This window comes from Streptomyces sp. NPDC031554, assembly GCF_055580685.1.
Map to the genome: position 1 here is coordinate 1 of NZ_JBVIKX010000020.1, position 23024 is coordinate 23024.

Below are 23024 nucleotides of genomic sequence, written 5' to 3' on the forward strand. Positions count from 1 at the left end.
GGTCGCCAGGGCTCCGCCCTGACTCCCTCCTCCGCCTCGCGAGGCACGGCACCGGACCCCGCTCCCCGATCCGGCCCGATCCAAACGAAAGACCCTAGTGGGCGGGGCGGAACGGACGCAGCAGGCGGATGCCGTCCTCGATGGATCCGTCGATCAGTTCGAGCATCTGCGGGACGAGTTCCCGCATCCGGGGCGCGGCGAGGTGTGCGTCGAGGTGGGCGCGTGTCTCCCAGCGTTCGTAGATGACGAACTCGCCGGGTCGGCCCTCGACTTCGTGGGACTCGTAGTCGATGTTGCCGGGGTCGTTGCGCGAGGGGGTGACGGCGGCGGTGATGAACGCCTTGAGGTCGTCCTCCCTGCCCGCCTTCGCCTTCGCGTCCCAGACGACGGTCACGTAGCCGGTGGGTGTTGCGGTCATGGTGATTCCTTTTCCGTTCCGTGTTCCGTGCTGACGGGCTGTGTGTCGGCACCGAGCCGGGTCAGCTCTTGATGAAGTCGAGGAGGTCTGCGTTGACGGTGTCGGCATTGACGGTGCACATGCCGTGCGACAGGCCCGGGTAGACCTTCAGGTCCGCGTGCTCGACCAACGTGACCGCCGACCGGGCGGAGTTGGCGATCGGGACGATCTGGTCGTCGTCGCCGTGCAGGAGGAGCGTGGGCACGTCGATCGCCCGGAGGTCGTCGGTGAAGTCCGTCTCCGAGAACGCTCCGATCCCCTCGTGGTGCGCCTGCGCGCTGCCGGCCATCCCCTGGCGCCACCAGTTCTGGAGGATGCCCCGGGAGACGTCCGCGCCCGGACGGTTGAACCCGTAGAACGGCCCGGAGGCGATGTCGAGGTAGAACTGGGAGCGGTCGGTGGCCACGCCCTCGCGGAAGCCGTCGAAGACCTCCACCGGCAGCCCTGCGGGGTTGGATCTCGTTCGGACCATGAGCGGCGGGACCGCTGCGATGAGGACGGCCTTGGCAACCCGGCCGGCACCGTGCCGGGCGACGTACCGGGCGACTTCTCCGTCACCGGCGCCGTGGCCGACGTGGACGACGTCGCGCAGGCCGAGGTGTGCCACCACGGCGGCGGCGTCCGCCGCGTAGCGGTCCATGTCGTGCCCGTGGCCGATCTGGGCGGAGCGCCCGTGCCCGCGGCGGTCGTGGGCGACGACGCGGTAACCCCGCCGGACGAGGAACAGCAACTGGGCGTCCCAGTCGTCCGAGCTCAGCGGCCAGCCGTGGTGGAACATGACCGGCCGGCCCGAGCCCCAGTCCTTGGAGAAGATCTCGGCTCCGTCGCCGGTGGTGACGAACGGCATGGTCCGCTCCTCGTGGTCTCGCCCGGGTACCGGGCGGATTCGATGTCTCCACGAGAATGGCTCGGCCACCGTGCCGACAGCCTCCGTCAGCTGACTGACATCCTGCCGACGACTCGCTTATGTCAGTACCGGGGCAGTGCTGGGACCCGACCGGTGGCTCTCACAGCCGGGTGGCCGGAGGCTCGGGAGGCAGCGCCTCCAGAGCGTCGCGGAGCCCGGCCCGCGACGTGATCCCCAGCTTCGGGAACACACGGTAGAGATGCGACGACACGGTCCGCGGCGAAAGGAACAGGCGCGACGCGATCTGCGGGTTCGACAGCCCCGTCGCCGCTAGCCTGGCGACCTCCAGCTCCTGCGGGGTGAGGGCCTCACCAGCCTTGTTCCGGCCGGTCCGCGTCATCCCGGTGGCGCGGAGCTCCGCCGCGGCCCGGGCCTCCCACGAACGGGCCCCGAGCTCCTCGAAGCGGCCGCGGGCGGCGGCCAGCTGCAGCCGGGCCTCGCGGTTGAGCCCCTGACGGCGCAGCCTCTCGCCGTACGCCAGATGAGCACGGCCGGCCTCGAAGGGCCACTGCTCGACGCCCGGCAGTCCGAGCGCCTCCTCGAAGCACCGGACCATGTCCTCGGCGGCCGATGTCATCGCCGTGACCGTGGCCGTGCTCAGCGCGAACCGCGACGAGAGGTGACCGACACCGGCGTCGCGCAGCGCGTCCGCGTGCCGTCGCGCCTCCGCGTGCCGCCCGGTGCGCACGGCGGCCTCGACGAGGTCCGGCGCGGACCACACGGCCTCGGGGTTGAACGGCGGCAGCACACCCGGGGCGCAGACCGCCGTGGCGTGCCGGAACGCCGTCTCGAAGTCGGCGGCGCCGAGGGCCGCCCGGGCCGCCGCCTGGTGGGCGCAGTTCTCCAACCGCCGCAGGCCCCTGGGACCCGACCACCCCCAGATGTCCTCGCAGTGCTCCCGGCACGCGTCGAGGGCGCCGCGCTGGGCCGCGGCCATCGCAGCGACGTAGTGCCCCACCTGGGCGAACAGGTGGTACCCCGTCTCCTCGGACAGTGCGATGAGCTCGTCCGCTGCGCCGGCCGACGCCTGCCACCGGCCGGCGTACAAGTCGTCCAGGGCGACGAACATCAGGGCCGGCATGCTCGATCCCACCGCGCCGCCGTCGCGTATGACCCGGGACACGGCCTCGCGACAGCCCGGAAGCCGGTCGAGGTACGAGGCGGTCAGGGCGGTGCGGATGACCACGTCGGCGTCACTCCGGTCCCTCAGCCGCGCGATCTCCTCGTCCAGGCGGCGCAGCATGCCGTCGGTGACGGAGCCGAGGTCGTGGTGGACGCGCCCCAGCGACGCCGCGGCGGCGGGCGCCGCCTCGGGGAACCGGGCGAGCACGTCGACCAGAGGCTGCCAGTGCTCGGGCCGGCCCGAGTACTGGCTGGCGAGGGTGAGGGTGAACAGCGCGGTCTCCAGCTCCTCGTGCGGCGGTCCGGGCATCACCGGAGCCTGCTCGACCGCCTCCGTCAGGAGTGCGTGGGCCGTATCGGCGTCGCCTTCCGTGACGAGCACCAGGAAGCCGGCCGTCGCGGCCGCCGAGAGCGACCGGGCCGCCGGATTGCCCTCGACCTCACGCATGATCTCGTGGCTGACCTCCAGATGGCCTGCGACCCAGGCGGCGGCATAGGCGGCCTGCGACAGGCGGCGCCTGCGGTCCGCTCGGTCGGGGCTCAGCTCGGCCGCGCGCCGCAGTCTCGCTATCGCGCCGTCGGCGTCACCGCGCCGCAGGCTGCTCCGGGCCGCCGACTCCACGACGGCGGCGACCGCCTCGTCGGGCGCCGTCGTGGCTCTCGCGAGGTGATCACCGCGCCGCTCGGGCTGGCCGGCCAGCGCGTCGGCCAGCCGGCGGTGGGCGCCGCGCCGCTGTTCACCGGTGGAACCGTCGACCACCGCGGACCTGACCAACGGATGCCTGAAGCGCACCGCGCGGCCGTTCTCCGTGACCATGACGAGGTGGTCACGCTCCGCGGGAGCGAGTTCCTCGAGGCTGCCCGGCCCGCCGGCCGCCTCGAGGACGCCGATGTCGCCGGAGCCCTCAAGAGCCGCGAGCAGCAGCACCTCACGCGTTCCCCGCGGCAGTCGTCCGACGCGGGCGCCGTACAGAGCGCGGACATCCCGCCCCGGGCCGCTCGCCCACCCCGCCCCTTGGCCGTGTCGGTCGCCGGACACCCCGGTGGACCCGGCAAACTCGAGCAGCGCCAGGGGATTTCCCTGCGCCTCGTGGGCCACGGTCGAAAGAACCCGGCGGGGAAGATGAGCAAAGCGTCGGGACAGCAGCCGCAGGGCGTCCGCGTCACCCAGCGGCGCGACCTCGAGCTCCGGCAGACCGGTGGACCGGAAGGATCCGCCGGACTCCGCCCGCTGCGCTCCGAGCAGCCCGATGCGGCGGCCCCCCAGTCTTCTGGCGACGAAACCCACCGCGGCCCGGCTCGCCTGGTCGACGACATGAAGGTCATCGACCACGAGGAGCAACGGCCGCTCCTTCGCGGCCTCGTCGAACAGGGACAGTGCCGCGTTCAGGACGGCGATCCGGCTCGGCGCGGGACCGGCGCCGAGACCGAGGGCGACCTCGAGGGCCTCCCGCAGGGAACGCGGCAGACGACCGAGCTCGTCCGGCAGCGAGCCGACGAGCTGATGGAGCCCCGCGAAGCTGATGTCCGTCTCGTACTCGACACCGCTCCCGCGGACGACCCGCACTCCCTTCGCCACCGCCAGCTCGGCGGTCGCGTCCAGGAGTGCCGTCTTCCCCACGCCCGGATCACCGGTGAGCAGCAGGACAGCTCCGTCCATCCCGGCCATGTCCAGGAACGCCGCAAGCTCGGCGAGCTCGCCCTCCCGGCCGACCAGCCCGGTCGGGCCGACGCCCATGCCTGTCCCTGACTTCGCCCACATCCGCCGCGTCCCTCGTCCTGCCTCGCGAAGCAGTCGAAACACCAGCCACGCACCTGACCAGGAAGTATTGCACCCACCGGCAAACGGAGCCTGAAGCCGTCTGCTTCGCCGACGTCCGCAGCTCCCGAACGAAGATCATGCAGAACACCCGTCGGGCGCTGCAGCCCCACCGCAACGACAGCACCAAGGACAGTCAGCCTTCCCGGGAAGCCCTTCGAGTCGGCTGATGACGGTGATGTGGGTGGCGTCGGCGTCGGCGGCCTGAGCGGCGTTGAGGACCTTGGTGGTCTCGGCTCCGTCGATGAGTGCGCGACCCGCTCGGCGGTTCGCCCGTGTGCCCCTCGACCATGGCGTGCACCGACCGGGCGCCTGCCTGGGCTATGGCCACGATGAAACACAGGTCGAAGAAGAGCTCCGGCGAGGAGACGCCGCGGTGGCTCTCGTCGCGGCCTCGCGCCGTGAGCCCGCGCAGTGGTCTGTGGTGTGCTGGTGCCGCGGAGCACACCGGCGGCGGAGCCGGGCTGCTTGTCATCTGGTGAGCCAAGCTCCGAAGTACCGCTGCGGTCGGGGAGTGATCTGCCAGACCATCGCCGCTGCCGCCGCCGGGACGAGTACAGCGAGTCGCACCGGCAGGTACAGATCCTCCAGAACAGGGTTCGTGGCCGGGCCCAGCAGGACGATGGCGGGGTAGACACCGCACACGGTGAGGAGCCACAGCTTCCAACGCCGGACGGCGGCCGGAACAGCGGGGCCGAGCCGGGGTTCGGCGTTCGCGAACGCGTTCCGGCTCTGCTCCCGGAGCGTGTGCCGGATGTCTGTCACTGCCGATGGGATGGGCAGTCCAGGACCGTCGGCACCGTAGGCGCTGACGTGCTTCGGCTGGTGCCGTTCCAGGTGAAGCCCACACCCGCGTTGTCGACCAGCACGTCGAGGCGATCGTGCCGTGCCGCCACTTCGGCCGCGAGTCACTGGGTCGCGGTCAGAGCGGACCGGCCGGCGATGTAATGCTCGGCCCCGAAACACTGCGCGATCGGCACCGGTCGCTGCGGGGCACGACCGTGCGGAAGCAACTGGTGCACGGCTTCCGTAAGTTCCTCCGCCGGAGCGAGACCAAGACCGTCCGTCGCTCCGGTGATCAGAATCGACGCCTGGCGCGGCCTTCCCGTGCAGGGGACGGCCCGGTGCCCGGGCGGGCGCCGGGCCAAGTCACGATCTGATCAGTGAGCGGACCGGGTGTGGTCCTGCTCCACGTACACCTTGAGGGCCTGGAACTCCTCGATCGCGCGCGGGCCGCACAGGTAGCCGTAACCGCTTCCCTTGACGCCGCCCTCCTCGAAGTCCTCGCTGATGGCTCCCCAGGTGTTGATCCATACCGTGCCGGTGCGGATGCGCCGGGCGATCCGGCGGGCCTTCATCGAGTCCGCGCTGAACACCGAGGCGGCCAGACCGTAGATGGTGGCGTTCGCCTTGGCCACGGCGTCGTCCTCGTCGTCGAAGATCTCGAACGTCTGGACCGGACCGAAGACCTCTTCCTGCACGATCCGGACGTCGGTGCGGTCCACCTCGATCAGGCTCGGCCGGTAGAACGCGCCGGCGGCCAGCGGGCCGTCGGTGACCACACCGCCGCGCAGCAGTACCGTGCCGTACGAGGTGGCTTCCTCGACGATCGCGTCCACCCGCTGGGCGGACGCCCGGTCGATCACCGGGCCGAGCTGGGCCTTCTCGTCGTCGCCCGACCCGAGCCGCACCTGCGCGAGCGCGGCGGTGAGCCGAGTGCGCACCTGGTCGGCGATGTCCCGGTGAACCAGTACACGGGAGCCGGTGCAGCAGAACTGCCCGTTCATCAGCACCAGCGACTGCACCACGGTGGGGATCACCATGTCCAGATCGGCGTCGGGAAAGATCACCATGGGCGCCTTGCCGCCCAGTTCCAGACCGAGCCGCTTGAGTGTGGTGGAGGCCGCGGCCGCGATACGGCGCCCGACCGGCGTACTGCCGGTGTAGTTGATCACGTCGACCTTGTCCGAGGAGACCAGGAACGGGGCCCCGGTGTTGCCGGACTCGGTGAACACGCTGACCACGCCCGCCGGGATCTCCGGGACCGAGGCCAGGACCTGCGCGAAAAGCTCATTGGTCAGTGCCGTCTGAGCCGGAAGTTTGACCACGGCGGTGCAGCCGGCGGCCAGCGCCGGGCCCAGTGCCCGCACGGTCAGCATGATGGGGGAGTTCCAGGGAGAAATGATCCCGGCGACACCGAGCGGCTCGGGCACCGAGTGGGTGTACTGGCCGGGTGCCGTCTCGGCGGCGCGCCCGGCGGTCTGGGTGCGCACAGAGGCCGCCGCGTACCGCAGCCACCCGACCGCACCGCTGACCTCCCACGTGGTCTCACCCAGCAGCTTGCCGTTCTCCCGGGACAACATGGCCGCAACCTCCGGTACCCGGGCCTCGAGGGCGTCGGCCAGCCGGCTGAGCGCGGTCGCCCGGAGCGGGGGAGTGCGCGCCCATTCGGTGGTCTCGAACGCGGCGGCGGCTGCGTCCACGGCGGCCGAGGCCTCTGCCTCGCCACCGTCGTGGAACGAGCCGACGACGGTGCCGTCGGCCGGGTCGATCGATTCCAGAACCGAGCCGGAGCCGGTCCACTGTCCGTTGATCCAGTGCTGCGCGATGGTGTTCATGGTCCGCTCCTCGTGGTCTCGCCCGGGTACCGGGCGGATTCGATGTCTCCACGAGAATGGCTCGGCCACCGTGCCGACAGCCTCCGTCAGCTGACTGACATCCTGCCGACGACTCGCTCACGTCAGTACCGGGGCAGTGCTGGGACTCGACCGGTGGCTCTCAGCGGACGTCAAGTCCGCTTCTGGTGGCGGCCTCGTCCGGGTTGAGTGAGGAAGCCGTGGCGGGTGAGGCGTCCGAGGCGGCTGCGGGTGATGCCGACGGATGCCTCGTCTGTCCCTGTCCGCTCATGCTGTGGTGACACCGAGCAACCATGTGCGATGGAAAGGCGGTTCAGGCGACGATCTTCCGCGTTTCCTACCTGACGGATCTCGGCTTCCGACTGCCGCGGATCCTGAGCCCCGCACGACGGGATCCCCGACGTCCGGTCACCGCCGACGTCATGGCCGACACCGCGCTGCTGACCCGACTCGCCGAACTCGGTGAGACGGGCGCGCGGCGCTGGCCCCACGGGGTGTCCGCCGCGGAGGAGGAGCCGGCCTCCGCGACCGGGCTGCCGCTCGCCGGCGCGGGGGCCGCGGGCTGCAAGAAGGTCGACAGCGAGATCCACAGCCGTCTGCTCGCGGACCGCGTGGGCCTGCGTCAGCCGGACGGCCGGGTCCGCCGCGATGTGACGGAGCTGACCGAGGCGGGTGGACCGGCCGGGTACGCCCGACCGGGAAGGGTGACGGCCCGCGGACGGTCTTCGCGGCATTCCCTGTCGCCGCGCTTCCTCGTCGGGCTCCGCGGGGTTCCCGCACTCCCTGGCCGCGCGGCGCCGAGGAGACCGTCTCCGTTCCTTACTCGCCGAGCAGGGCCACGGTCTCCTGCAGGCGCTCGCACGCCCAGTCGTACTGCTCGGTGCCGGGGTGTGCCCGGAAGTCCGTCTCGATGATCTGGATGAGGGCGAGGTGAAGGTTGTACAGCCGTCGACGGGTCCGCTCGGCGGTGGTCAGCGGCGGGTGGCCGTAGCCGCGGAGGAAAGCCGTGGCGTCCCCGAACGCGTCCGACTCACTCGCGGTGAAGCCGAACTCCATCAGCGGATCACCGTAGAACGCCCGCTCGTGGTCGACGATCGCCACGACCTGGCCGTCACGCACCATGCAGTTGCCCGGCCACAGGTCCCACTCGACGAACCGGGGTTCTGTCACCTCGTCCAGCGAATCGGCGTGGGCGGCCACGATTCGGCGGATCACGTCGTAGCCGTGCGGGAGGACGACATCGCGTCGCTCGCCGTCGCCCAGCAGCTCCTCGACCATCCGCAGGAAGGCCGCACGCCACGTGCTTTCGCCCGGTCCGGCCAGCGGGCCGAACGCGGTGCCGGGGATGGTGTTGAGCTCGCGGGTGATCGCACCGAGCGCCTCGTCGTACGCGTTCATCTGCGTCTGGGTCAGGTTGTCCCTGACGGAGTGGAGGTTGTCCGCATCGATGTACGTCATGAAGAAGTAGTCGGCGTCGCACACCTCATGGGTCCGATCGGCGAACTCGACCTCCGGCACGGGAACCTTCGTGTGCTCCCGGATCAGCCGCAGAGCCTGTAGTTCGGTGGCCATGGCGCCGCGCTCGTAGGTCATGACCTCGACATCCGGTGGTGGCGCGATCTTGAGGACGACCCGCGTGCCGGATCGCAGCCGGATCCGGTAGGCCACGTTGAACCAGCCGTCGCTCAGTTCGCCGACCCAGTCCTCGCCCGCGTCGCACAGCTCCTCCGGGCCGTAGGCGCGGGCGACCATGGTGCGAAGCACCTCAACGGGCTGCCGGTTCTTCGTGATGCTCTCCATCAGTCCTCCACCCCAAGCACGATCGGACGGTAGCACCAGGGCGCGGTTGTGCACCCTCGAGCCTCCTCGGGCGCTTGCCGCCGCTGGTCTCTCGACGTCGTCGATCGCTGACGTGGCGATGACGCGGGCGCACATCATGCGTGATGTGTCCGAGCCTTGGCGTCGGACCACTGCCGGGGGAAACCGTGGACTCCAGCCTGTTCCGCTTCGCCGACGAGGGGAAGCCGAAGGCGGTCGCCACCGGCTGCCGATGGAGGGTGCCCATTTCGCGGACGAGCACGGGCTCGTCGCCGTCCGGACACCCGAGTGGCCCTTCCACCGCTTCGGCGGCCCGTACCCGAACCCGTCCGTGACGGCCGCGGCGGTGGCGGCCGTGACCTCGAGGGTGCGGGTGCGGGCGGGCAGCGTGGTGCTGCCGCTGCACCATCCGGTGCGGGTGGCCGAGGAGTGGGCCACGGTGGACGACCTTTCCCACGGCCGGGCCGGCGTCGCGCTCGCCTCCAGGTGGAACTCCCGGGACTTTCTCTTCGATCCGGACGCCTATGCCTACGCCTACGCCGACCGCCGGGAACGCACCGTGTCCGCCGTCAAGACCCTTCGTCAGCTCCGGCGGGGCGAGGTATTCGGCGCCGAACCGGAGCACCGGGTCTGCCCGCCGCCGGTGCGGACGGAGATTTTGCTGTGGCTCACCAGCAGCGGCGATCCGGGCACGTTCGAGACCGCCGGGCACGTCGGTGTCGGTGTGCTGACGAACCTGCTCACGCAGAGCAGGGAGTCGTCGGCGGAGAACGTCACGGCGTATCGGGTGCCAGGACCTCGGCGGCGAGCAGGTTCTCCAGCGCGGCAAGCGCTGAGACGGCGTTGGCCGACGCAATCCGCGTGTCGTCGCAGACCACTTGAAGGATCAGCTCGTCGCCGTCGCCGTCGCCGTCGCCGTCGCCGTCGTTGCCGAGATCGGCGAAGAGGGTGGCGTCGGCCCTCACCGTCGCGCGGTGTGCTCCTCGATCCGTCGCAGCAGCGCCGCGAACTCCGCGGACATGGTCGTGTCCGACTGGACCAGGACGGAGGTGTGGCCGCCCTCCTCGACCGTGATCGAGTAGCTCATGGCGTCCCTCGCGAGGCTGGAGGGCTCCTCGGTCCCTTCCGTCACCGACCGGGCCGCCGCGGACACCAGTCGGTGCAACTCGGCAGCGGCTCCTTCGGACAGGGCGTCCGTGTCCAGGACCTGCGGCGGAAGGTCGGCGAGAACGGTGGCGGCCAGCCCGCCGTCCGTCGCCAAGGTGATTCTCATGGCGCCTCACAGCCATGCGACGCCCCCGCCGCGACGACGGAGGGCGCAGCGTCAACGACCGCTGGGCACAAGTCCCTTCAGCATGGCGACGTCGTCGCCCAGCTCCCGCACCCGGTCCGTCAGCGCCTGAACCTGACGGGCCACCGCCGCCGCGGAATCCTCCCGGCCGGCGTCACTGCTCCCGTCGACCATGCGGCCCTGTTCCTGCGCGATCCCGGCCGGAACCCCGGTGACGACGATGCCCACCTGCTGCCACGCGCCCAGTACGGCCTGTTGCCGGGTGCCGCCGACTCCGTAGAGGTCCCCTGCCTTCTGGTGGGTGGTGTCGGCGAATTCCTGGAACCGCGTCTCGCTGTTGGAGGCCTTGAGCGATTCGTACCAGATCATTCCCGGAGCCTCCCATGCGTGCCCGCCGATGGCGGACGCCGTCAGGTAGAAGGCCTTGTTCGGGATTCCGGAATTGTAGTGCACCCCACCGTGGTCCCTCGACGTGTGGACGTAATGCGACATGTGGTCGGGCTGGGGGTCCCGTGCCCAGGCGTGCCCCGGGGCCTTCATCGAACGGAGAGCGTCTTTCTGGACCTCGGGCGTGAAGACCTCGCGTCCGATCAGCCAGTCCGCCTGCTCGGCCGTCTGGTTCAGTGTCCATTGCTCGACCAACGTCCCGAACACGTCGGACATGGACTCGTTCAGAGCCCCGGACTGGTCGCGGTATTCGAGTCCCGCCGTGTGCTCCGTCACTCCGTGCGCCAATTCGTGGGAGATCACGGAAATCGATTTCGTGAGATCGGAGAAGATGATTCCGTCACCGTCGCCGAAGCACATTTCGCGCCCGTCCCAGAAGGCGTTGTTGTACTTCTCGTCGTAGTGGACGTAGCCGTCCAGGCGCATCCCTCTGCCATCGATGGAGTTCCGGGCGAACACTTGCTGGAAGAAGTCTCGAGTCCTGCCGAGGGCGTCGAACGCCCGGTTGGCCGCGCTGTCCGAGGACGGCCGGCCGTCCTCGGACCGGGCCAGTACCGCGAGGGCGAGTGCCGTGCCGTTTCGGCAGTCGAAGACCGTCCTGCGTCCGTTCCCGGGCGTGGCCGCGCCGGGGAAGGCCGCGAGGGCCGTCCGCTCGCCCCTCAGGCGGGCAGTGGTGAGCAGGGTGTTCAGGGCCGCCTGCCGCACCTCGCGGTCATCGCTTTCCAGGAGGTCCTCGAGGATGTACGGGGGGATCGCGCAGTGCACTCGACGTTCGCTTGTCATGGGAGGGCTCCGTGGTCCGAAGGCGAAGATTTGTCACTGATTCGCCCATCGCCGTCCATCGGGACCGCCCATGGTGAAGGAATCGTTCGCTTTGTCGGGGCGTCCGGACGGGCTGGGCCGTGAGGCGTGGCCGATCAAAGCAGCCGGACCGCCGGCCGCGTCTCATGTGTCACCTTGTGGATTTTCTCTCGATATCAGCATTGCAGGGTTTCGGGTGCGTCGCCACATTTTACCGGCCAATTGCATGGGGGTGTTGAATTTTCGATTTCACATAACTCCCCGCATGTACTCCGCCTCTTTGGGTGGCGGCGTGTGTCACGTCAAGCGCCGAGCGTCGCCATCGGTCTTCCGGAGGGTGTCGGCGGGAAGAGGATTCGCGCGCTTGCCGAGTTGCGGGGGGATTGCCGTCGGCGGACAGTGGAAATATCAGGTATGGGCGAGGCGTGGCGCCATACTGAGCGCGCATATGGGGTGGGGCGGTTGTGATTTCGCTGGAGAGTGGCTGCTGACGAGGACATCCGGGCCGATGCGCTGTACGTGAGGATCGGTCGGTTTTCCCAGGGGGACGGCAACAGTCCGAGCCGTGTCTGTGCACTGTTCCGAGGAGGACGGATGACCGTCAAGGGTATCGACGTCTCGGGCCACCAGGGCGAGACGTACGCGACTTCCGGTATGGACTTCGTCTTCGTCAAGGGCACCGAGGGGAGGACCTACGTCAATGCGAAGCAGGCGTCCCAGGCAAGGCACGGTCGGGAGGCCGGGCTGATCCTGGGCTTCTATCACTTCCTCCACCCGGGGAACATCCAGGCGCAGGCCGAGAGCTTCGTGACCGAGTGCGCCTCGCGGGCAGGCGACATCCTGGCCTGCGACTGGGAGTCCACCAGTACGGGCAGTGCCTCCTGCGAGGAGAAGGACGCCTTCATCAAGGCGGTCAAGCGGCTCCGCCCCGACCACCAGGTGATCCTGTACTGCCCGACTTCGTACTGGAAGACGCGGGACACGACATCCTACTGCGGGGACGGCCTGTGGATCGCGGAGTACGGCGTCGGCGCGGGGAAGCCCCGCATCCAGGCGGACTGGCTCTTCCACCAGTACACGTCGAAACCCATCGACACCTCGGTGGGCCGGTTCGCCGACAAGGCCGCGCTGAAGGCGTGGGCCACCAGGCAACTCGCTCCCGCGTAGGCGGCGGTCCCGGAGCCCGGCTTCGGCCTGTGCCGTACGGCGGGACGGCATGGGACCCCGTCCGGGAAGGCACGACCCGACGGCGCCCGCCCGGACCACGCCGGCGGCGACCGGCGAGTGAGGGAAGGAAGGCGAACCGACATGCCGAAGGCCGTGCCGTCCCGTGCGGGAAGGGGGCGCCTACGGCGAGTCGGCCGGTCCCGGTGCCGACGACGGCCACGTCTGCACGTACTGCCCTTCGCCCCGTCGCCAGGTGAAGGCCGGGGCGCGCGTCACCGCGGGCCGGCGGTTCGGCGGGGCCGGAAAGACCGGCGACTCCACCGGGCCGCACCCGCACTTCGAGATGCCCGAGGGCGACGGGGGCGTACGACCGAGGGGCGGAACCGAAGCGGTGAGAACCCCGAAGGAATTGATGGGCCATGACTCAGCACAATCCCCACCGCGTCCCCGATGACCCGAACGTGTTCGTACCGGTCTCGGCCAGGGCCTGGCAGGACGGTTACGACGCCGGCGTCAGCTCGCCTCCGGACGTACCGCCCACTCCGCTCGTCCGTGATCCGGACTACGCCGACGCCTGGGCCGAGGGGGCTCTGGCGGGCAACGCCGACGGCCGGGCGGAGGGCTGGCGGTGGGCGTACTTCGCCACCGGCCGCCCCGCCGAGGGGCGGCCCGACCACCGTGCGCGCTGGTACACCCCGCGCGACAGCGGCGTGCCGGAGCGGCAGGGCCGAGCGGCACTGCCACGGAGCTGGCCGTGCGTGGGCGGCAAGCCCCTGCGGGTGATGCTGACCCGGTTCGCGCCCGAGGCGCCGTTCCGGGAGGGGCTCACCGGCAGATCGCTGGCGCGCGCCTGCGAGCGGAAGAACGTCGAACGGCTCTACATGCCCGTCGCCCTCTCGGCCTCGGCCCCGGTCGGCGCCTCGGGTGATCCCCTTCGCGACCACGGGTACGGACACGGAGAGGTCACCACGTCGGAGGACGAGGCCATGGACGTGCTGGCCGGGCCGGCGGACGACACCGTCCGCTTCCCCGGGCTCATCAGATACAGCCCCGCGGCCGAACACGACTTCTTCGAGCTGCTGCCGGTGGGCGGAGAACTCCCCGCCGAGCGCCCCACCCGGTCGGCCGGAACCGCCTTCGATGCCTAGGCGGTGTCCGACCCTTCCCGTTGGGCGCGCGGCGTCCGGCACGGCTCCCTCCCGCCCGGCTCCGCTCGCGCGGGAGGGACCCCCACCGCCGCGTCGTCGGACCACCCCGGTGCATCCGGTGCATCCGGTGCACGGGCGGTCCTCCGCCGTGCGACGCTCCCCCACTGCCCGAACGGCGTGGGAGGTGCCCCCGGCACCGGACGCCGCGCGCCGACCCGACGCGAGTGGTCGGACACGCCCTGGAGGCGGGTACGCCGGGTCTTCCGACGGCACTGCGTCACCTTCGGAGAAGAACCACCATGGCGACTCGGCCGTCGTCGGCGTCCGCCGAGCGGGTCCGTCCGACGGGGCCGGACCACCGTCGATTCCGCCGCGGCGGTTCGGGCGGCCGGACCGGGAAGCGCTCGCTGACGGCGGCCGCCGCCCGTGTTCCTCCGCATCCGTGCGACCCCGCCACTCCGGCGCGAGGGCGCCCGCCGCCCGTGACGGGGAGAAGGCGCCTCGTCCACGGCGGGCAAGCGCACGCCGTCGAGAGGTGAACAGGAGCGAAGCGATGAACCTGCTGCCGGTCGAGATCAAGGTCAACGCGGAGGGCGACGTGGCCGCGGCGCTGTCGGCCCTCGGGGGGCCCGGGGGCGCGATGGCGACGCGTCTCATCTGGTTCGCCGAAGAGGCCGAAGGAGTGGCCGAGGGGCGGCTTCCGCTTCTGGACAACGGCGGGATCGTACGGTTCAGGATCGGTGCCGCTGCGGACGACCTGACCGTCAAGCTGCGCCCGTGCACCGTTGAGCAACTGGTCGGCCGGTTCTCCGCCGCCTTCAAGGAGGAGGCCCTCACCTACAGGATCGAGGAGGACTGGTCGCCGGCCGGCCGAGTGCTCGCGGCCTCGGCGGTGCGTACGTGGCCGCCGGGGACCCTGTCGGACGCCGTGGAGCCCGGAGCCGATCCCGCCGCTCCGATCGACGGGACGCAGAAGCGTTTCCTGCACGCCTGCGGGCCCGCCGTTGCGCTCGACGGGCTGGTCGCGCTGGGGCCGGTCCTCTCGGCGAAGGCCGAGGATGTCCGGCTCGACGACCTGGAGGTGGACCTGGAGACGTGGTCGGCCGCCGGTCTCGAGTTCCTGGAGGTGTCCCTGCGGGTGAAGCCCAAGGACGAGGACGACGCCGAGAAGCTGACGGGCCGTGCGGAGCGCAGACAGCGGAAGCTGGAGGACGCGGTGCGCGAGCACGGAGTGGCCCTCTCCGAGAACCCGGAGAACAAGACTCGCCGCATTCTCGCTGCCTTGGCGCAGGCGGAACGAACCGGCTGAGACGCTGCGTGGGGCGGAGCTCGCGACAGGGGCGTGGAGTTCACACGACACCGGTCGGCGGTCTCCACGGAAGGAGACCCTCCGTCCGGACGTGTCGTCCGGACGTGCTTCGTGTCCCGCGCGAAACGCTGCGCGAAGCCGCGTCCACCGCCCCCGCGAAGGCGTCCGGCCCGGACGATTTCCTCACCGCTCACCGCTCACCGCTCACCGCTCACCGCGACGCCGGCGTCCTCCGGTCGATGGGCGAGGCCGGCGGCAGCGCGGACGACGCGGCCTGCGAAAGCTTCCCCACGGGCCCTTGCGGCCGACAGCGGGTGGGCCCTGGCGGCGCCGTGGGCGCCCTGGCCACCCGAGCAGACGGGTCCGCCCCGGCGGGACACCACCGGCCGGGGCGGCTCGAACCACGTGGTGCGGCAGCGCCGTCGAGCCGCTGTCGGCCCGGTTTTGGCCATCCTCCGTTGAATTCCGGCGACTTGGAGTGATCGGCCGCGGGCCGGGGGAGGACTGACACGGCGTTCGACCGTAGCGCGCGGTCCGGTGGGCGGTGCGGTGATGTCCGGGGGAGGGCTGCCGGTGGCGGCGTTCCGGAGAACTCTCGACATCACAGGTCAGGCGGTGTTTTCGGCATCAGGGCGCCCGCAAAGGATGGCCGGTTCGTGTGATCAGCTTCAAATCTTACGTACAAAAAGCACACATCCCTCTCTCCAGATGGGTCTTGGTGGTCTAGATTGACCCTGCTTCACATGCGGGGACACGGGACGACAAAAGATGATCTATGGGTCGGGTGCTGAGGGCGGCGGGCAGCCGCGTCCTCGGCACCGGACGTGTGGGTGATCGGTTCCCGCAGCCCGGAGAGGGGCCTCGGGTGAGGGAACACCCGTGGTCCCGGCGGGTCACCGCCCGCCTCGAGCGGGCCGGGACGTGAAGTGCGGGGGGCGGGGGCCTCCCGGGGGGAGGAACGGCGAGGGGGGCGGGGGCCTCCCGGGGGGAGGAAGTGCGCGGGGGGCGGGGGCCTCCCGAGGGGCGGCAACAGTGTTGGGCGAATACGTCGAACCACTGGGAACCTTGGGGGGTTCTGTGCGGCAGGGGGGATTAGTCGGCCCTTTTCCGGCGACGCGCGAGCGTCTGGCGGACGAGGCGATCAGCCGGCCGGCGAGCGACTGGGAACAGCGGTACCGCCGTACCGTGATCACCACCGACACGGTGGCCACCGCTTCGGTGGTGGCGGCGATAGGCAACTTCTTCGGGGCCCGGGACGCGGCCAACTGGCACGAGAAATGGGGCATCCTCGCGTTCGGCACCGAGCTGCTGGTGCTGGGGGCGCTCGCGGTGAGCCGGTCGTGGGCTCCGGCCGTGCTCGGTCAGGGGGCCGAGGAGTTCCGCCGGCTGGGACGCTCGCTGTTCACGGCGACCGTCGTACTGGCGCTCGGCGGGATCGCCCTGACGTCACGCAACATCAAGCTCTGGATCTTCGTCGCGATCCCCGCGATCGCCCTCGTCACCATGACCGCGCGGTACCTGCTCCGCCTCCGGCTGCACCGGCGGCGCAAGGAAGGACGGTGCCTGCGGCCGGTGCTCGCCGCCGGGAGCCCGGCCACCGTGCGCGACCTGATCACCCGGACCCGCAGGTTCCCGCACCTCGGCTGGCGGGTGGACGCGGTCTGCACCACCGACGGTCTCGTCCTCGCCGGCGACCAGCTGGACGGGGTGCCGGTCGTCGGCCGGCTGACGGACGTCGCGGGCCACGTCCGCCGCGACGGCTACCGGGTCGTCGCGATCACACCGGACCCGCACTGGTCACCGGACCGGCTGCAGCGGCTCGCCTGGAACCTCGAGGGCAGCGACGCCGAGATGGTCGTGGCCCCCGTGCTGATGGAAGTGGCCGGCCCGCGGCTGCACGTCGACGCGGTGCTCGGGATCCCGCTGCTGCGGGTCAGCATGCCCACCTTCACGGGGGGCCGCCGGGCGGTCAAAGAGGTCGTCGACCGGCTGGGCGCGGCGCTCCTGCTGCTGCTGTTCGCGCCGCTGATGGTGCTCGTCGGGCTGCTCGTCCTGGTGGACAGCCGGGGCGGGGCGTTCTACCGCCAGCGCAGGGTCGGCAAGGACGGCCGCGAGTTCACCATCCTCAAGTTCCGCACCATGGTCACCGGGGCCGACGGGGCACGTGCCGCACTGGCCGACCGCAACGAGGGCGCCGGCCCGCTGTTCAAGCTCCGCCGGGACCCGCGGGTGACCCGGGTGGGGAGCGTGCTGCGGCGGTACTCCCTCGACGAACTGCCGCAGCTCTTCAACGTGCTCACCGGATCGATGTCGCTCGTCGGTCCGCGGCCTCCGCTGCCCGAGGAGTCCGCCGCCTACGGCCCGGACATCCGGCGGCGGCTGCTGGTCAAACCCGGCCTCACCGGCCTGTGGCAGATCAGCGGACGCAGCGACCTGCCGTGGGAGGAGGCGGTCCGGCTGGACCTGCGGTACGTCGAGGACTGGTCGCTCGCCCTGGACACGGTGATCTTGTGGAAGACGCTGCGTGCGGTGCTCTACGGGCAGGGGGCCTACTGATGGGCGGGGGGCGTCGCCCGGCCGGCGCGCGGACCGCAGGCCGCACAGGCCTGCCTGGGGGGAGGAACGGGTCATGAGAGTCAGCGTTTTCGGGCTCGGCTACGTGGGCTGCGTGTCGGCCGCGTGCCTGGCCAGCATGGGCCACGAGGTCATCGGGGTGGACGTCAACCGGACGAAGGTCGATCTGGTCAACGACGGCAGGGCCCCGGTGGTCGAGGAACGCATCGGCGAGCTCATCGCCGAGGTCGTGGGGACCGGAGCACTGCGGGCCACCCACGACGTCCGCGAGGCGATCGCGCGGAGCGAGGTGTCACTGGTCTGCGTGGGCACGCCGTCGGAACCCAACGGCAGCCTGTGCACCACCTACCTGGAACGGGTCACCGAGGAGATGGGCGCCGCGCTGGCCGAGCGCGGCGGGCGGCACACCGTCGTGTTCCGCAGCACCATGCTCCCGGGCACCTGCCTGAACCTGCTGGTGCCGATCCTGGAGAAGGCCGTCGGCGGCACGGCCGGAGTGGACGTGGGGGTCGCGGTCAACCCGGAGTTCCTGCGCGAGGGGACGAGCGTGCGGGACTTCTTCGACCCGCCCAAGACCGTCATCGGCGAGCTCGACCCGGCGAGCGGCGACGTGGTGGCGGCGCTGTACGACGGCCTGCCCGGCGAGGTGTTCCGGGTGCCGGTGCCGACGGCCGAGGCCATCAAGTACGCGGACAATGCGTTCCACGGCCTCAAGATCGGCTTCGCGAACGAGCTGGGCGCGGTGTGCCGGGCGCTCGGGGTGGACTCGCACCAGGTGATGGACGTGTTCCTGGCCGACCGCAAGCTGAACGTCAGCCCCGCCTACCTGCGGCCCGGTTTCGCCTTCGGCGGCTCCTGCCTGCCCAAGGACCTGCGCAGCCTGGTCCACGCGGCACAGCGGGCCGACGTCTCGGTGCCCATTCTCGCCCACGTGCTGCCCTCCAACTCCGACCACCTGCAACGCGCGGTGGAGCTGGTCGAGCGCACCGGCAAGCGCCGGGTGGGCCTGTTCGGGCTGTCCTTCAAACCCGGCACCGACGACCTCCGCGAGAGCCCGCTCGTCGAGCTGGCGGAGAGGCTCTTCGGCAAGGGCTACGACCTGCGGATCCACGACGCCAACGTGAGCCTCTCCCGGCTGATGGGCGCGAACCGCGAGTACATCGAGACCCGGTTGCCGCACCTCGCGCAGCTGCTCGCCGACTCGGTCGACGAGGTGCTCGAACACGCCGAGGTGTGTCTGGTGGGGACCAGCGACCCGGCCGTCCTGTCGGCGCTGCCCCACGGGGAGGGCCCGGCGATCATCGACCTCATCCGCCTTCCCGACGCCGAGACGCGCCGGACCGAACCGGGGTACGTGGGCCTTGCCTGGTGACACGCCGTTCGACGACGGAGCCCGCCACGACCGGCCGGGCCGGCGCGCGCTGATCCTCGTGGAGAACCTGTCGGTGCCCTTCGACCGCCGGGTCTGGCAGGAGTGCACGACGCTGCGCGACGCGGGCTGGGAGGTGCACGTCATCTGCCCGCGGGGCACCAAGCGGGACACGGAACCGGAGGCGTTGATCGACGGGGTGCGCATCCACCGCTACCCGCTGCGCGCGGCCACCGGAGGACCGGCCGGCTACCTGCGGGAGTACGGATCGGCGTTGTGGCACACGGCCCGGCTGGCCCGCAAGGTCGGCCCGGTCGACGTGGTCCACGCCTGCAACCCGCCCGACCTGCTGTTCCTGCCGGCCCTGTGGCTGAAGCGGCGCGGCGCGCGGTTCGTCTTCGACCAGCACGACCTGGTGCCCGAGCTGTACCTCTCCCGGTTCGACCGCGGCGAGGACCTGCTCTACCGCGCCGTGTGCGCGCTGGAACGGCTGACCTACCGGGCCGCGGACGTCGTCCTCGCCACGAACGAGAGCTACCGGGACGTCGCGGTGCGCCGTGGCGGCAAAGACCCCGCGGACGTCTTCGTGGTGCGCAGCGCCCCGCAGACCGACCGGTTCCGACCGGTGCCGCCCGAGCCCGAGCTGAAGCGCGGCAAGCCCCACCTACTGTGCTACCTCGGCGTCATGGGCCCTCAGGACGGCGTCGACTACGCCCTGCGGGCCCTGGCGAAGCTGCGCGACGATCTCGGGCGGACGGACTGGCACGCGGTGTTCGTCGGCGCGGGCGACGCCTTCGAGGCGATGGTGGAGCTGTCCCGGCGGCTCGGGCTCTCCGAGCAGGTGCAGTTCACCGGGCGCGTTCCGGACGCCGACCTGGTGCGCTACCTCTCCACCGCGGACGTGTGCCTCTCCCCGGACCCGCGCAACCCGCTCAACGACGTGTCGACCATGAACAAGGTCCTGGAGTACATGGCGATGGGCCGGCCGATCGTCTCGTTCGACCTGCGGGAGGCGCGCGTCTCGGCCGGCGACGCCGCCCTCTACGCGCCCGCCGACGACGAGGCCGCGTTCGCCGGACTCGTCGCGCGGCTGCTGGACGACCCGGACGAGCGGGCCCGGATGGGCAAGACCGGCCAGGAGCGGATCGAGGGGCGGCTCTCCTGGCGGAACTCGCAGGCGTCGCTGCTCACCGCCTACGCCGCCGTCTGCGGGGACCGCGCCCCGGTGTCGGCGGACGGCCCGGACAGCACAGGGAAGAGGCCGCGCCGTTGAGTGATGACACGATCCGCCTGGCCACGATCGGGCGGATCCTCCGTCGGCGCTGGCGGCTGCTCGCCGTCCTCGCGGCGGTGGGCGCGCTCGTCGGCTACGGCACCTCGCTGGTGTTCCCGCCGCGCTACACGGCGTCGGCACCGGTGCTGCTGCCGGGGCAGTGGGAGGAACGGGAACTGCTGACCCAGGTGGACATCGCCACCAGTTCGACGGTGGTCGACCGCGCGGCCGCCGCACTCGGCCGGCCCGGCGTCGACGGCGGCGGACTGCGGGACCGGGTGAGCGCCAAGGTCGCTGACGGGAACATCATCACGATCTCGGGTACGGCCGGCACCCCGGAAGGGGCGCAGCGGCTCGCGGACCAGGTGGCCCGGCAGTTCGTCGGATTCGCCACCCGGATCGCGGGCGGCGGCACCGACCAGGCGGCCACGGAGGCCGAGGCGCTGCGGCAGAAGGTGGAGGACACCAACCGCCGCATCAGCGACCTGGCCGACACGGCCGATCCGGGACGGAGCGTGGAAAGCGTGCAGGTCCGCACCACGCTCGAGAAACTGCGCATCTCGCTGGAAGAGGCCATGACCAAGCTGGACGAGGCCGACCCCGCCACCGACAGGACCGGCATGGTCGTCATGGGTCCGGCGGCCCGGCCGACCGGCGAGACGCCGCCGACGCGGATCCAGCTCGTCGTCGGAGGGGCGGTGCTGTTCCTCCTGCTCTCGGTCGTCGGCCATCTCACCGCCGCCCGCGCGAACCGCCGGCCGCGCACCGAGGCGGAGATCTCCGCGGCGCTGGGAGCGGCGCCGCTGGGCGCCGTCGACGTGCCCGACGAACCGGGCGCGCACCGGCCGAAAGGCCGTGGGGCCCGGATCCGCCGGTTCCTCGGCGTCGACACCCGGTGGGACACACCGATCCCGCAGCGGTCCGTCGACGAGGCCGGCCGGCGCGTCCGCTACCGGCGGGTGTGCGCTCGCCTGCGGGACCGGCTGCCCGCTCCCCGGCTGCTGCTGGCCGTCGTACCGGACGGCGACGAGATGGCCCGCCGGGCCGCGGAGCAGCTCGCCGCCGAGGCCGGGGGCGATCCGGTGCTGCGGGTGGTGGAGGTCCGCGCGGACCGGCCGATGGTGCCGGACCGCGACACCGAGTCCGGCGTCCTGGTCGTCCTCAGCCCGGGCAGCCGGACCGCGGAGGAGCTCGCCGGCATCGCCGAGGCGTGCGCGGACGGCGGGCACGAGCTCGTCGGCACCGTCGTCGCCGGCGCGGTCCGGGCCCGCCCGGACCGGCCCGCCGACCGCCCCGCGGACGATGCCACCCCGGTGCTGGCGGTCCGCGGCCGGACGACGGGAGGTCCGGCATGACGACGCACACGTCCTCGGAGCCGTCGGCCGTCGCCCCGCTCCTCGACCTGCAGGCGCTGGTGGCGGCGGTGCGCAGACGCCGCCGTCTGTGGTGCTCCGTGGCGCTGCTGGGACTGCTGGCCGGCGCGGCGGTGGCGATCCTGCTGCCGCCGCCACCGACCGCGGTGACCAAGGTGCTCGTCGTGCACCAGCAGGACCAGCCGAACGACACCGGGACGCTGATCCGCACCGACGTCGAGCTGCTGGGGACCACCCGGATCGCCGGCGACGCCCTGCGGGCCCTGAAGTCCCCGCAGGATCCGGCGGACTTCCTGCGGGAGTACCGGGGCACCGCCCTGACCAACAACCTGCTGCAGATCGAGGTGACGGGGGACAGCGACGCGGAAGCGGTGGCCCGGGCCGGGGCGCTGGCCGACGCGTTCGTCGCGGACCATGTGAGGCGGATGCGGGAAACCGCGAAGGCCGAGGCCGACGCCCTGCTCGAGCAGAGCGACCGCATGCGGAACGAACTCGCCCGGGTCAACAAGGCGATCGGGGACCAGGAGCCGCAGAGCGACCCGAAGGCGTCGGCGGGCATCGAGTCGCTCTTCGCCCGCCGGGCCGAACTCAACGCGCGGATCACCGACTTCGACCAGCGCGCGGCGGAGGCGCGCACCGGCACGCCCGCGATCGTCTCCGGCACGCAGATCGTGGACGCCCCGCGCGCGGTGCGGCACTCCCTGCCCAGGGCCGCCGCCACCGACGCGGTGATCGGACTCGTCCTCGGGCTCGGTCTCGGCCTCGCGCTGGCCGCGGTCGGCGCGGTGGTGGCGGACCGCCCCGTGCTGCGCCGGGACATCGCGGCGAACCTGGGCGCCTCGGTCGTCGCCGAGCTGCCCCGCCGGCCCGGCGGACCGTGGCGGCGCCGACGGACCCGCACGGCACGCGAACGGCTCGCCGCGACCCTCGCCCGCGCCGTGCGCGGCTCCGGGGAACCGCTGTCGCTGCTGGAACTGGGCTGTGCGCGCGGCGCGAGCGTGATCGCCCGGGACCTCGCCGGGGCACTGGCGCCGCAGGGACCGGTGACCGTCGTCGACGGTCTGCCCGGGCGGCAGCTGAGGGGCCGCCGCCCGAAGCCGGGGGACCCCGCCGTGGTCGGCGGCGAGCGTGCCGAGGCCGTAGCGGAACAGGGACTCCGCCTCGGCGTCGGCTCGGTGGCGCCCGGCACGGCGTGGACCGACCTGCGCCACCTCGGCACCCGGACCGTGCTCGTCGTGCGCGCCGGGCACGGCAGCGCCGCATGGCTGCACACCGTGGCGCGGCGGCTCGCGGACCAGCGCATCACGGTGACCGGTGTGGTGCTGATCGACCCCGACCCGCGCGACCGCACCGACGGCACGCTGTGGGACGGCCCGCACCCGGTGCCGCACACGACACCGCGCGGCCGCGACGAGCGGTCCGAGCGGAGCAACGGAGAGCTCCGGACGCGGCCGGAGCGGCTGCCGCTTTGGGCCGCACGGGTCCCGGACGACGACCAGGAGGCACGGTAGGA

At 71.7% G+C, this 23024-nt stretch carries 18 protein-coding genes and 2 pseudogenes; 10 read left to right on the top strand and 10 right to left on the bottom strand.

Features of this window, described 5'->3' with window-relative positions:
* Window positions 1-94: 94 nt before the first annotated feature.
* The 7 genes and pseudogenes from ACZ5FU_RS33455 to ACZ5FU_RS33485 all read right to left on the bottom strand — a co-directional run bounded on the left by ACZ5FU_RS33455 (window position 95) and on the right by ACZ5FU_RS33485 (window position 8741).
* Window positions 95-418 carry a putative quinol monooxygenase gene (locus ACZ5FU_RS33455; protein WP_087788960.1) on the bottom strand — a complete coding sequence of 108 codons (324 nt, stop codon included), beginning with the start codon at window positions 416-418 and terminating at the stop codon, window positions 95-97.
* A 61-nt stretch (window positions 419-479) separates the two neighbouring features.
* Window positions 480-1304, bottom strand: coding sequence for an alpha/beta fold hydrolase (locus tag ACZ5FU_RS33460; protein WP_451528547.1), 825 nt, complete (start codon window positions 1302-1304; stop codon window positions 480-482).
* Between the two features lie 160 nt (window positions 1305-1464).
* A complete protein-coding gene (locus ACZ5FU_RS33465) occupies window positions 1465-4224 on the bottom strand; it encodes an ATP-binding protein (protein WP_469047717.1) in 2760 nt (919 codons plus the stop codon).
* Window positions 4225-4573: 349 nt separating this feature from the next.
* Window positions 4574-4780, bottom strand: a pseudogene (locus ACZ5FU_RS33470) (low temperature requirement protein A); the annotation flags it as partial.
* Window positions 4777-5070, bottom strand: coding sequence for a putative antibiotic biosynthesis monooxygenase (locus ACZ5FU_RS33475; protein ID WP_469047719.1), 294 nt, complete (start codon window positions 5068-5070; stop codon window positions 4777-4779). The gene ACZ5FU_RS33475 and the pseudogene ACZ5FU_RS33470, both read right to left, overlap by 4 nt.
* Before the next feature lie 395 nt (window positions 5071-5465).
* Window positions 5466-6923 (bottom strand): aldehyde dehydrogenase family protein, encoded by a 1458-nt coding sequence (locus ACZ5FU_RS33480; protein WP_469047720.1) that lies wholly within the window; start codon window positions 6921-6923, stop codon window positions 5466-5468.
* Between the two features lie 837 nt (window positions 6924-7760).
* Complete coding sequence (locus ACZ5FU_RS33485) at window positions 7761-8741, bottom strand: phosphotransferase family protein (protein ID WP_468646306.1); 981 nt, start codon at window positions 8739-8741, stop codon at window positions 7761-7763.
* A gap of 250 nt (window positions 8742-8991) precedes the next feature.
* Here ACZ5FU_RS33485 and ACZ5FU_RS33490 point away from each other — a divergent pair.
* Window positions 8992-9486 (top strand): annotated as a pseudogene (locus ACZ5FU_RS33490) (LLM class flavin-dependent oxidoreductase); the annotation flags it as partial.
* Between the two features lie 46 nt (window positions 9487-9532).
* Here the strand turns inward: ACZ5FU_RS33490 and ACZ5FU_RS33495 are convergent.
* From ACZ5FU_RS33495 to ACZ5FU_RS33505, 3 genes are read right to left on the bottom strand one after another with little or no spacing between them, the layout of a single operon-like run.
* Window positions 9533-9724 carry a hypothetical protein gene (locus ACZ5FU_RS33495; protein WP_469047722.1) on the bottom strand — a complete coding sequence of 64 codons (192 nt, stop codon included), beginning with the start codon at window positions 9722-9724 and terminating at the stop codon, window positions 9533-9535.
* Window positions 9721-10032 carry a protealysin inhibitor emfourin gene (locus tag ACZ5FU_RS33500; protein ID WP_451528540.1) on the bottom strand — a complete coding sequence of 104 codons (312 nt, stop codon included), beginning with the start codon at window positions 10030-10032 and terminating at the stop codon, window positions 9721-9723. Before ACZ5FU_RS33500 ends, ACZ5FU_RS33495 begins: the two co-directional genes overlap by 4 nt.
* 51 nt (window positions 10033-10083) lie before the next feature.
* Window positions 10084-11280: a M4 family metallopeptidase gene (locus ACZ5FU_RS33505; RefSeq protein WP_451780404.1), complete on the bottom strand. Its 1197-nt coding sequence runs from the start codon at window positions 11278-11280 to the stop codon at window positions 10084-10086.
* Between the two features lie 612 nt (window positions 11281-11892).
* Here ACZ5FU_RS33505 and ACZ5FU_RS33510 point away from each other — a divergent pair.
* From ACZ5FU_RS33510 to ACZ5FU_RS33550, 9 genes are all read left to right on the top strand, one after another.
* A complete protein-coding gene (locus tag ACZ5FU_RS33510) occupies window positions 11893-12465 on the top strand; it encodes a glycoside hydrolase family 25 protein (RefSeq protein WP_451528538.1) in 573 nt (190 codons plus the stop codon).
* A 163-nt stretch (window positions 12466-12628) separates the two neighbouring features.
* Window positions 12629-12919, top strand: a complete 291-nt coding sequence (locus ACZ5FU_RS33515; protein WP_451528537.1) for a peptidoglycan DD-metalloendopeptidase family protein — start codon at window positions 12629-12631, stop codon at window positions 12917-12919.
* Window positions 12885-13613, top strand: coding sequence for a hypothetical protein (locus ACZ5FU_RS33520; protein WP_451780408.1), 729 nt, complete (start codon window positions 12885-12887; stop codon window positions 13611-13613). Before ACZ5FU_RS33515 ends, ACZ5FU_RS33520 begins: the two co-directional genes overlap by 35 nt.
* 553 nt (window positions 13614-14166) lie before the next feature.
* Window positions 14167-14922 (top strand): hypothetical protein, encoded by a 756-nt coding sequence (locus ACZ5FU_RS33525; protein WP_469047724.1) that lies wholly within the window; start codon window positions 14167-14169, stop codon window positions 14920-14922.
* 1077 nt (window positions 14923-15999) lie between these two features.
* Complete coding sequence (locus tag ACZ5FU_RS33530) at window positions 16000-17478, top strand: sugar transferase (RefSeq protein ID WP_451528551.1); 1479 nt, start codon at window positions 16000-16002, stop codon at window positions 17476-17478.
* 73 nt (window positions 17479-17551) lie between these two features.
* On the top strand, window positions 17552-18868 hold the full coding sequence (locus ACZ5FU_RS33535) for a nucleotide sugar dehydrogenase (protein WP_451528534.1): 1317 nt from the start codon (window positions 17552-17554) through the stop codon (window positions 18866-18868).
* The gene (locus ACZ5FU_RS33540) at window positions 18858-20138 is read left to right on the top strand and encodes a glycosyltransferase family 4 protein (RefSeq protein ID WP_451780411.1); all 1281 of its coding nucleotides are present in this window, start codon (window positions 18858-18860) and stop codon (window positions 20136-20138) included. Before ACZ5FU_RS33535 ends, ACZ5FU_RS33540 begins: the two co-directional genes overlap by 11 nt.
* The gene (locus ACZ5FU_RS33545) at window positions 20135-21493 is read left to right on the top strand and encodes a Wzz/FepE/Etk N-terminal domain-containing protein (RefSeq protein WP_469047726.1); all 1359 of its coding nucleotides are present in this window, start codon (window positions 20135-20137) and stop codon (window positions 21491-21493) included. Before ACZ5FU_RS33540 ends, ACZ5FU_RS33545 begins: the two co-directional genes overlap by 4 nt.
* A complete protein-coding gene (locus tag ACZ5FU_RS33550; RefSeq protein ID WP_451528531.1) occupies window positions 21490-23022 on the top strand; it encodes a Wzz/FepE/Etk N-terminal domain-containing protein in 1533 nt (510 codons plus the stop codon). The genes ACZ5FU_RS33545 and ACZ5FU_RS33550 overlap by 4 nt, the downstream gene beginning before the upstream one ends.
* Window positions 23023-23024: the final 2 nt, after the last annotated feature.